We start from the raw sequence: 9284 nt of genomic DNA, 5'->3' as shown, positions 1-9284 counted from the left end.
GTGGGAGACAATGCGGGCCGTGACCCAAAGACCCGACAGTTTAACGACCGCCCTGCACCAGCACATTGCCCAGGCCATTGCCGCCGAGGGTGGATGGCTGGGTTTTGACCGCTTCATGGCGCTGGCCCTGTACACCCCGGGCCTGGGCTATTACGCCAACGATTCCACCAAGTTCGGCGCCATGCCCGAGTCCGGCAGCGACTTCGTCACCGCACCTGAGATGACCCCGCTGTTCGGCCAGGCGCTGGCCGTGCAGGTGGGCGAGGCCCTGGCGCAGACTGGTACCTCCGAGGTGTGGGAGTTTGGCGCGGGCTCAGGCGCGCTGGCGCTGCAACTGCTGGATGCCCTGGGCGACCAGGTGCGGCGCTACACCATCGTCGATCTGTCGGGCAGCCTGCGGGCTCGCCAGCAGGCCAAGCTGGTGGCGCATGCCGACAAGCTGCGCTGGGTGGATGCACTGCCCGACCAATTCAGCGGCGTGGTGGTGGGCAACGAAGTGCTCGATGCCATGCCCGTGCAACTGCTCGCCCGCCACGGCGGCCAGCAGAATGGGGCGTGGCACGAGCGCGGCGTGGTGGTGCAGGCTGACGGCAGCTTTGCCTGGGCCGACGTCCCCACCGGCCTGCGCCCGCCCGTCGACATCGACGGCCCGCAGGATTACCTGACCGAGATCCACACCCAGGGCGAGGGCTTCATCCGCACGCTGGCCGACCGGCTCACGCGCGGCGCGGCTTTCCTGCTGGACTACGGTTTTGGCGAGAGCGAGTACTACCACCCCCAGCGCCACATGGGCACCGTGATGTGCCACCAAGGCCACCAGGCCGATGGCGACCCGCTGGTGGAAGTGGGGCGCAAGGACATCACCGCCCATGTCAACTTCACCGCCATGGCCCTGGCCGCGCAGGAGGCCGGGTTGAACGTGCTGGGCTACACCACGCAGGCGCACTTCCTCATCAACTGCGGGTTGCTGCAAAAAATGGAGCAACTACCGCAAGCACAGCGGGCGATAGCGGCCAAATTGATCATGGAACATGAAATGGGCGAGCTGTTCAAGGTGCTGGCCCTCGGCGCGGGCGAGGCGTGGGAGCCCGTGGGGTTCGTGCACGGGGACCGGTCGCACCGGCTGTAGTCAGGCCGCGGCGGGCCCGCCGGGCAACACCTTGCCTGCCGCGTTTCCCACCACCACGCCATCACTGCGGTCCTTCAGGCCCACGCCCGTCAGGGCCAGGCGCCGGGCCTCCTGGCACAGCCACCACAGGCGGGCTGCGGCAGCCGACGGCGCCAGCCCCTCGGCCCGCACGTTGGAGATGCAGTTTCGCTCGGCGTCGCTGCGGCCCACCTGCGGGTGCCAGGTGAGGTAGATGCCCAGGCTGTCGGGCGAGCTCAGGCCCGGGCGTTCGCCGATCAGCACCGCGACCATGCGTGCGCCCAGCAGCGCGCCCACCTCGTCCCCCAGCGCCACGCGGGCCTGGGTGGCGACGATCACCGGACCGATCTGCCAGCCCTGCGGCGCGGTGCGCACGATGGTTTCCACAAGGGGCATGGCGTTGCGTTCGACGGCCAGGGACGAGAGCCCGTCGGCCACGACCACAAGCAGGTCGCAGGGTGTGTGGCCGTCCCCCAGACCGCGCAGCCGCTCCGCATCCGCATCGCCAAGCCGCCGGCCGAGGTCGGGCCGCAGCAGGTAGGTGGCGCGGTCGGGTGCGGCGCTGGCCACCTGCAGCGTGCTGCAGCCCAGCGCCCTGATTTGTGCCGCCAGCGCCTCCGCGCCGAGCTGCAGGTGCACGGCATCGCGCGCCTGCGCGTGGGCCAGGCCAAAACGGAGCAGCTCGCGCGTGGGGACGGCCGTGCCCGCGCGGCCCAGCGCCAGCCGCGCGGCGGTGTGGGCGCGCAGGTCATCCCAGGGGTCGGGCAGAGGGCCGGTGATAGGGGCCGGCTCGCTCATCTCCGCATCCCGATCTGCCGCAACTGCGCAATGGCGGCCTGCTGCTGTGCGGCAGGCAGCAGCCGGCCCGCGCCATCGGCCAGGTGCATGTGCTGCAGCCAGGCCTCGAACTCGGGCGCGCGTTGCAGACCCAGCACCTCGCGCAGGTACAGCGCGTCGTGGAAGGAAGTGCTCTGGTAGTTGAGCATGATGTCGTCCGCCCCCGGCACGCCCATGATGAAGGCCACGCCCGCCACGCCCAGCAGCGTCATCAGCGTGTCCATGTCGTCCGAATCGGCCTCGGCATGGTTGGTGTAGCAGACGTCGCAGCCCAGCGGCACGCCCAGCAGCTTGCCGCAGAAATGGTCTTCGAGGCCGGCGCGGATGATCTGCTTGCCGTCGTACAGGTACTCCGGGCCGATGAAGCCGACCACCGTGTTGGTGAGCAGCGGCGAGAACGCGCGCGCCACGCCGTAGGCCCGGGCCTCGCAGGTCTGCTGGTCCACGCCATGGTGGGCGTTGGCCGACAGCGCGCTGCCCTGGCCGGTCTCGAAATACATCACGTTGTCGCCCCGGCCATCGCCAAAGTCCGTGCCGCGCTTCAGGGACAGGGCCGCCTCGCGTGCTTCGCGCAGCAGCGCCAAGTTGATGCCGAAGCCGGTGTTGGCCTTCTCGGTGCCTGCGATGGACTGGAACACCAGGTCCACCGGCGCGCCCTGCTCGATCATCTGCACCGTGTTCGTCACGTGCGTGAGCACACACGACTGCGTGGGAATCTGCAGCTTGGTGATGACGTCGTCCAGCATGTGCACCAGCCCCGTGAGGGCAGCGATGCTGTCCGTCGCCGGGTTGATGCCGATCACCGCGTCGCCCGCGCCGTACAGCAGGCCATCGACCATCGACGCCGCGATGCCACGCACATCGTCGGTCGGGTGGTTGGGCTGCAGGCGCACGGCCAGGTGGCCGGGCAGACCGAGGGTGTTGCGAAAGCGCGTGACCACGCGGCAGTTGCGCGCCACGGCGATCAGGTCCTGGTTGCGCATGAGCTTGCTCACGGCGGCCGCCATCTCGGGCGTGAGGCCCGGTGCCACGGCGGTCAGGGCGGCCGTGTCAGCTGCCAATAGCCAGTCACGCAGCCCGCCCACGGTGAGGTGGGCGATGGGCGCAAAAGCCGCCGCGTCGTGCGTGTCGATGATGAGGCGCGTGACCTCATCGCTCTCGTAGGGCACCAGCGCCTCGTTCAGGAAGCGCGCCAGCGGCACGTCGGCCAGGCACATGCGCGCGGCCATGCGCTCCACCGCCGAGCCTGCGGCAATGCCGGCCAGCGTGTCGCCCGAGCGCGCGGGCGTGGCCTTGGCCATCACCTCGCGCAGGTCGCAGAACGACCAGCGCTGGCCGCTGACGGTGTGGTGGTAGGTCGCAGGCATCGGCAAGGATGGAAGTGGGCCCGGTGGCGATGATGGCATGTGCGTGCCGCAGAGCGCCATAGCGGGTGGGAGCCACAGGGCACGTTAGCTGTTTTGGTTGTTAACAACTGAGAAAACCTTCGTTCCCTGAATAAGCAACGCGGCCTAGAGTGCAGACCTCGGGGCACGCCTGTCCCCATTCCCCACGAGGCTCCCATGTCGGCTGTTCCGTCATTCCCGTCCCTTTCCGCCACCGATGGCGACGCGCCACCGCAAGGTCTGGTGATCCGCACTGTGGCGGGCTCTGCCGGCCCGCTGGGGGCCGAGGTGCTGGGCCTGGACCTGTCGCGCCCGCTGGGCCGCGAGGACTTCGCGCGCATCCACCGCGCGCACCTGGACCACCATGTGCTGGTGTTCCGCGACCAGCGCATCACGCCGCAGCAGCACATCGACTTCAGCCGCCTGTTCGGGCCGCTGCAGATCCACGTGCTCAAGAACTTCCAGCTCGCGGACCACCCCGAGATCCTGATCGTCTCCAACATCAAGGATGCGGCCGGCCAGCCCATCGGCCTGGGCGACGCGGGCCACTACTGGCATTCGGACCTGTCGTACAAGGACAAGCCCAGCCTGGGCTCGCTGCTGCACGCGCAGGAGCTGCCGGGCGAAGGCGGCGACACCCTGTTCGCCGACCAGCATGCCGCCTACGATGCGCTGCCCGAAGCGTTGAAGGCGCGCATCGCGCCGCTCCAGGCCGAGCACAGCTACCTGGCCAAGTACGAAGAACTGCGCGCCAGGAGCCCCTGGCGCCCGAAGCTCACCCAGGCGCAGATCGCCGAGGTGGCGCCCTCCATCCACCCCGTGGTGCGCACCCACCCCGAGACGGGCCGCAAGGCCCTGTTCGTGAGCGAGCACTTCACCACGCGCATCGTCGGCCTGCCCGAGGACGAAAGCCAGGCCCTGCTGGCCGAGCTGTTCGCCGCCAGCGTGCGCCCCGAGTTCACCTACCGCCACCCGTGGCAGCCGCACGACCTGGTGTTCTGGGACAACCGGTCTGTCATGCACCTGGCGGCGGGCACGCCAGACACCGAACGCCGCAAGCTGTACAGAACCACGATCGAAGGCGACCTGCCTTTCTGAGTTTGCTCTGTTTTTAATAGCTGTCAGCGCTTGTTGGATAAGCGCTGAGGCCATATTTTGTTTGATTTTTGATTTGAAGGACTTCCATGACCACCTCCACCCACCACCGTTTTGACCGCCGAAGCCTCGGCCGCAAGACCGCCGCGTGGCTCGCTGCCACGGGCCTGCTGCTGGCCGGCGGGTTGAGCGCTACTGCCCATGCCGCTGAAGGCCAGCTGCGCATCGCGCAGCAGTTCGGCATCGTCTACCTGCTGCTCAACGTGGCGCAGGAGAACAAGCTCATCGAGAAGCACGGCAAGGCCGCGGGCGTGGACATCAAGGTCGAGTTTTTGCAGCTGTCGGGCGGTTCGGCCGTCAACGATGCGCTGCTGTCGGGCAACATCGACATCGCGGGTGCCGGCGTCGGCCCGCTGTTCACGCTGTGGGACCGCACCAAGGGCCGCCAGAACGTCAAGGGCGTGGCCTCGCTGGGCAACTTCCCCTACTACCTGGTGAGCAACAACCCGGCCGTGAAGACCATTGCCGACTTCACCGACAAGGACCGCATCGCGCTGCCGGCCGTCGGTGTCTCGGTGCAGTCGCGCGTGCTGCAGATGGCCTCGGCCAAGCTCTGGGGCGACAAGGAGTTCAACCGCCTGGACAAGAACCAGGTGGCCCTGCCGCATCCCGATGCGGCGGCCGCCATCATCAAGGGCGGCACCGAGATCACGGGCCACTTCGGCAACCCGCCCTTCCAGGAGCAGGAACTGGCCGGCAACCCCAAGGCGAAGATCGTCCTCAACTCGTACGACGTGCTGGGCGGCCCGGCATCGGCCACCGTGCTCTACGCCACGGAGAAGTTCCGCGCCGAGAGCCCCAAGACCTACAAGGCCTTCGTCGATGCGCTCGACGAGGCCGCGAAGTTCGTCGCCGCCAACCCCGAGAAGGCGGCCGACATCTACCTCAAGGTGTCGGGCGGCAATACCGACCGGGGCCTGCTGCTCAAGATCATCCAGAACCCCGAGGTGCAGTTCAAGGTGCGTCCCGAGAACACGCTGGGCATGGGCCAGTTCCTGCACCGCGTGGGTGCCATCAAGAACCAGCCGGCCGCGCTCAAGGACTATTTCTTCGAAGACGCGCACACGGCGTCGGGCAACTGAGAGAGTCTCGGGCATGAGCGAGCACACCCTCCGCATGGGCCCCTTCTCGCCGCCGCTGCAGAGCGAACGCAATGCGCTGGAGGACGAGGCGCAGGCATTGGCACTGGGCTGGGCCATGGGCGAGGGCCGTGCCTCCGCCGCGCCCACCCGCCCCAACGCCGCCTTGCTGCAGGTGCAGGGCGTGAGCATCGACTACCGCACGCGCGAGCGCGTGGTGCGCGCCACGCACCGCGTGGGTTTCGACGTGTTTGCGGGCGACCGCTTCGTGCTGCTCGGTGCCTCGGGCTGCGGCAAGTCCACCTTGCTCAAGTCGATCGCCGGCTTCATCGCGCCCAGCGAGGGCCAGATCCTGCTGGATGGCCGCGCCGTCACGCGGCCCGGGCCCGACCGGGTGGTGGTGTTCCAGGAGTTCGACCAGCTGCCGCCGTGGAAGACCGTGCGCGACAACGTGATGTTCCCGCTGCTGGCCTCGCGCAGCGTGGGCCGCAAGGAGGCGGCCGAACGCGCGGCTCTGTACATCGACAAGGTGGGCCTGTCCAAGTTCGCCGACGTGCATCCGCACCAGCTCTCGGGCGGCATGAAGCAGCGCGTGGCCATTGCGCGCGCGCTGGCCATGCAGCCCCAGGTGCTGCTGATGGACGAACCCTTTGCCGCGCTCGACGCCCTCACGCGCCGGCGCATGCAGGAGGAATTGCTCTCGCTGTGGGACGAGTTCCGCTTCACGCTGATCTTCGTCACGCACTCCATCGAAGAGGCACTGGTGGTGGGCAACCGCATCGCCATCCTCTCGCCGCATCCGGGGCGGCTGCGCGCCGAGGTCAACAGCCACCAGTTCGGCCTGCACAGCCTGGGCGGCACCGAGTTCCAGGCCACGGCCCAGCGCATCCACCGCCTGCTGTTCGACGAACCCGCCGCCGGTGCCGTGCCGGGGTCGGTACAGGCCGATGCCGAAGCTCTGGCACCTGGCCGCCGTGGTGGCGTGCCGCTCATTCCCCCACAGCGGCCTGCGGGTTCGCTGCCCTTCCAGATTTCCGTATGAGTGCCTCCCTGCTGACCCCTCCCGTGCGCCCCGAGTTCGAGCGCAGCCTGGAGCCGCTGGGCGGTATCGCGCCCGTGTTGCCCCTGCCGCTGACGGCGCGCATCTGGCAGCAGGCCTTTGTGCGCAAGCTCGTGATCCTGGCGGTGCTGGCCGTGCTGTGGGAGGTGGTGGCGCGCTGGCAGGACAACGACCTGCTGCTGCCCACCTTCCTGCAGACCGCCAGGGCGCTGGTCGAAGGACTGGCGTCGGGCGAGCTGATCGGCAAGACTGCGATCTCGCTGTCGGTGCTGCTCAAGGGCTACCTCGCGGGCATCCTCGGGGCCTTCGTGCTCACCACGCTGGCCGTGTCCACCCAGTTCGGGCGCGACCTGCTGTCCACGCTGACCTCCATGTTCAACCCCTTGCCGGCCATCGCGCTGCTGCCGCTGGCGCTGCTGTGGTTCGGCCTGGGGCAGGGCAGCCTGGTCTTCGTGCTCATCCACTCGGTGCTGTGGCCGCTGGCGCTCAACACCTACGCGGGCTTCCAGTCCGTACCCGAGACCTTGCGCATGGCCGGCCGCAACTACGGCCTCACCGGCATCCGCTATGTGCTGCAGATCTTGGTGCCGGCCGCGCTGCCGTCTATCCTGTCGGGCCTGAAGATCGGCTGGGCTTTTGCCTGGCGCACGCTGATCGCGGCCGAGCTGGTGTTCGGCGCCTCGTCGGGCAAAGGCGGGCTGGGCTGGTACATCTTCCAGAACCGCAACGAGCTCTACACCGACAAGGTGTTCGGGGGCCTGGTGCTGGTGATCCTGATCGGCCTGGCGGTGGAGAGCCTGGGTTTCCACACGCTGGAACGGTTGACGGTGCGGCGCTGGGGCGTGCAGCGCTGAAGGGGTCGGCGCCAGCCCGGCGCTCGCGGCGCGGGATGCCGTGAGGGCACGCCGCATGCCTGCGCCGTGGGGGGGGCGACCGGGCCTGCAGCCCTACACTGTGGGCATGATCCGCTGGCTTCTCGTCATCTTCCTGGCTCTGATGTTGCTGAGCTGGCTGTCGCCCCTGCTCAGGCGCATGGGGTTTGGCCGCCTGCCCGGCGACCTGCGCTTTCGCTGGCTGGGCCGGGACTGGGACGTGCCCTTGGCGTCGACGCTGCTCCTGAGCTTTGTGGTGAGCCTGCTCACGAAGTTGCTCTGACCCCCTGCGGCACGCGCACCGGGGCAGAATGTGCCGCCGCGCGTGGCGGCTTCAGTCGCCTGCCGCCTGGAGCGCCTGCAGGAACGACCTGCGCCACCAGTGCACGTCATGTTCGCGGATGCGGGCCATGAGCTTTTGGTGGCGTGCCTGGCGCTCGGCCAGCGGCATCTGCAGCGCCTGCTGGATGGTGTCGGCCATGCCCTGGGTGTCGTAGGGGTTCACCAGCAGCGCTTCCTTGAGCTGCTCGGCCGCTCCCGCGAAGCGGGACAGCACCAGCACCCCCGGGTCGTCCGGGTCTTGCGCCACCACGTATTCCTTGGCCACCAGGTTCATGCCGTCGCGCAGCGGCGTGACCAGGCCCACGGCGGCGGCGCGGCACAGCCCCGGCACCCGCTTGCGCGCCACCATGCGGTGGATGTAGCGCACCGGCATCCAGTCCAGCTCGCCATAGTCGCCGTTCACCGCGCCGCACAGCCCCTCCAGCTCCTGGCGCAGGTCGGCATAGGCATGCACGTCGTCGCGCGAGGGCGAGGCGATCATGATCATGGTGGCGCTGTTGCGGTTCTCGGGGTAGCGGTCGAGCAGCTCGCGGTAGGCGCGCACGCGGTGCGGTATGCCCTTGGAGTAGTCCAGCCGGTCGATGCCCAGCAGCAGGCGCCGGCGCGAGTACTCGTCGCGCATGTTCTCGTAGGTTTCCACCGCGTCGGGGGCCTGCGTGAGGCGCGTGAACTCGTCCACGTCGATGCCGATGGGAAAGGCCTTGACGTGCACCGTGGCGCCAAAGGCGCGCAGGCGCTGGGCATCCACCTCCTCGGCACTGCCTTCGTTGCGCACGTAGCGCGTGAAGTGCGACACGTCGGCTTCGCTCTGCAGGCCCACGAGGTCGTAGGCGAACAGCGAGCGCATCAGCCATTCGTGCTGCGGGATGGCCGCCATGATGAGCGGCGGCGGCATGGGGATGTGCAGGAAGAAGCCGATGCGCTGCCTGCAGCCCATGGCACGTAGCTCGGCGGCCAGCGGAATCAGGTGGTAGTCGTGCACCCAGATGATGTCGTCGTCGCGCAGCAGGGGCAGCAGCTTGCGCGCGAACATCTGGTTCACGCGCCGGTACCCCGCGATGTAGCGGGTGTTGAAGTCCGCCAGGTCCAGCCGGTAGTGGAACACCGGCCAGAGCACGCTGTTGCTGTAGCCGTGGTAGTACGTGTCATGGTCTTCGCGGCACAGGTCCACGGTGGCGAGCGTCACGGGGCCCGCCTGGCGGGTCTGGAGCTCGCCTTCGCCGGGCGTGCCCGCCTCCGCGATGTTGCCGCTCCAGCCAAACCACAGGCCGCCCGTGCGGTTGAGGGTGTCGCCCAGTGCCACGGCCAGACCCCCGGCTGCGGGTTTGCGGGGGTCTGCGATGCGGTTGGATACGACGACGAGGCGGCTCATCCCCCGATCATCGACGGGGTTGGGGGGCGCCGCCT

At 68.7% G+C, this 9284-nt stretch carries 9 protein-coding genes; 6 read left to right on the top strand and 3 right to left on the bottom strand.

Features of this window, described 5'->3' with window-relative positions; genetic code table 11:
• Positions 1-10: 10 nt before the first annotated feature.
• Positions 11-1129 carry a class I SAM-dependent methyltransferase gene (locus tag AC07OC_RS21390; RefSeq protein ID WP_492254554.1) on the top strand — a complete coding sequence of 373 codons (1119 nt, stop codon included), beginning with the start codon at positions 11-13 and terminating at the stop codon, positions 1127-1129.
• Here the strand turns inward: AC07OC_RS21390 and eutC are convergent, their stop codons facing one another.
• Together eutC and AC07OC_RS21380 are read right to left on the bottom strand one after the other, a co-directional pair.
• On the bottom strand, positions 1130-1945 hold the full coding sequence (gene eutC / locus AC07OC_RS21385) for an ethanolamine ammonia-lyase subunit EutC (RefSeq protein WP_494602151.1): 816 nt from the start codon (positions 1943-1945) through the stop codon (positions 1130-1132).
• On the bottom strand, positions 1942-3351 hold the full coding sequence (locus AC07OC_RS21380) for an ethanolamine ammonia-lyase subunit EutB (RefSeq protein WP_218340550.1): 1410 nt from the start codon (positions 3349-3351) through the stop codon (positions 1942-1944). The genes eutC and AC07OC_RS21380 overlap by 4 nt, the downstream gene beginning before the upstream one ends.
• Before the next feature lie 195 nt (positions 3352-3546).
• On the opposite strand from AC07OC_RS21380, the gene AC07OC_RS21375 reads away from it, so the two are divergent.
• The 5 genes from AC07OC_RS21375 to AC07OC_RS21355 all read left to right on the top strand — a co-directional run bounded on the left by AC07OC_RS21375 (position 3547) and on the right by AC07OC_RS21355 (position 7818).
• On the top strand, positions 3547-4467 hold the full coding sequence (locus AC07OC_RS21375; RefSeq protein WP_218340549.1) for a TauD/TfdA dioxygenase family protein: 921 nt from the start codon (positions 3547-3549) through the stop codon (positions 4465-4467).
• Between the two features lie 86 nt (positions 4468-4553).
• Positions 4554-5606: an ABC transporter substrate-binding protein gene (locus AC07OC_RS21370; protein ID WP_494602148.1), complete on the top strand. Its 1053-nt coding sequence runs from the start codon at positions 4554-4556 to the stop codon at positions 5604-5606.
• Positions 5607-5619: 13 nt separating this feature from the next.
• Complete coding sequence (locus AC07OC_RS21365; protein WP_218340547.1) at positions 5620-6645, top strand: ABC transporter ATP-binding protein; 1026 nt, start codon at positions 5620-5622, stop codon at positions 6643-6645.
• Positions 6642-7517: an ABC transporter permease gene (locus AC07OC_RS21360; RefSeq protein WP_218340546.1), complete on the top strand. Its 876-nt coding sequence runs from the start codon at positions 6642-6644 to the stop codon at positions 7515-7517. Before AC07OC_RS21365 ends, AC07OC_RS21360 begins: the two co-directional genes overlap by 4 nt.
• Before the next feature lie 106 nt (positions 7518-7623).
• The gene (locus AC07OC_RS21355) at positions 7624-7818 is read left to right on the top strand and encodes a DUF2905 domain-containing protein (protein WP_056164478.1); all 195 of its coding nucleotides are present in this window, start codon (positions 7624-7626) and stop codon (positions 7816-7818) included.
• Positions 7819-7869: 51 nt separating this feature from the next.
• Here the strand turns inward: AC07OC_RS21355 and otsA are convergent, their stop codons facing one another.
• Positions 7870-9249 carry an alpha,alpha-trehalose-phosphate synthase (UDP-forming) gene (gene otsA / locus AC07OC_RS21350; RefSeq protein WP_218293127.1) on the bottom strand — a complete coding sequence of 460 codons (1380 nt, stop codon included), beginning with the start codon at positions 9247-9249 and terminating at the stop codon, positions 7870-7872.
• Positions 9250-9284: the final 35 nt, after the last annotated feature.

The organism is Acidovorax sp. GW821-FHT10E04 (genome assembly GCF_059415185.1).
Note: the sequence above shows the minus strand (reverse complement) of the source record. Positions and strands in the feature narration are given on the sequence as shown.

What these genes read in the sequence shown, in the direction of transcription:
- AC07OC_RS21390 (WP_492254554.1), top strand. Translation starts at nt 11, where the DNA reads ATGCGGGCCGTGACCCAAAGACCCGACAGTTTAACGACCGCCCTGCAC.
- eutC (WP_494602151.1), bottom strand. Translation starts at nt 1,945, where the DNA reads ATGAGCGAGCCGGCCCCTATCACCGGCCCTCTGCCCGACCCCTGGGAT.
- AC07OC_RS21380 (WP_218340550.1), bottom strand. Translation starts at nt 3,351, where the DNA reads ATGCCTGCGACCTACCACCACACCGTCAGCGGCCAGCGCTGGTCGTTC.
- AC07OC_RS21375 (WP_218340549.1), top strand. Translation starts at nt 3,547, where the DNA reads ATGTCGGCTGTTCCGTCATTCCCGTCCCTTTCCGCCACCGATGGCGAC.
- AC07OC_RS21370 (WP_494602148.1), top strand. Translation starts at nt 4,554, where the DNA reads ATGACCACCTCCACCCACCACCGTTTTGACCGCCGAAGCCTCGGCCGC.
- AC07OC_RS21365 (WP_218340547.1), top strand. Translation starts at nt 5,620, where the DNA reads ATGAGCGAGCACACCCTCCGCATGGGCCCCTTCTCGCCGCCGCTGCAG.
- AC07OC_RS21360 (WP_218340546.1), top strand. Translation starts at nt 6,642, where the DNA reads ATGAGTGCCTCCCTGCTGACCCCTCCCGTGCGCCCCGAGTTCGAGCGC.
- AC07OC_RS21355 (WP_056164478.1), top strand. Translation starts at nt 7,624, where the DNA reads ATGATCCGCTGGCTTCTCGTCATCTTCCTGGCTCTGATGTTGCTGAGC.
- otsA (WP_218293127.1), bottom strand. Translation starts at nt 9,249, where the DNA reads ATGAGCCGCCTCGTCGTCGTATCCAACCGCATCGCAGACCCCCGCAAA.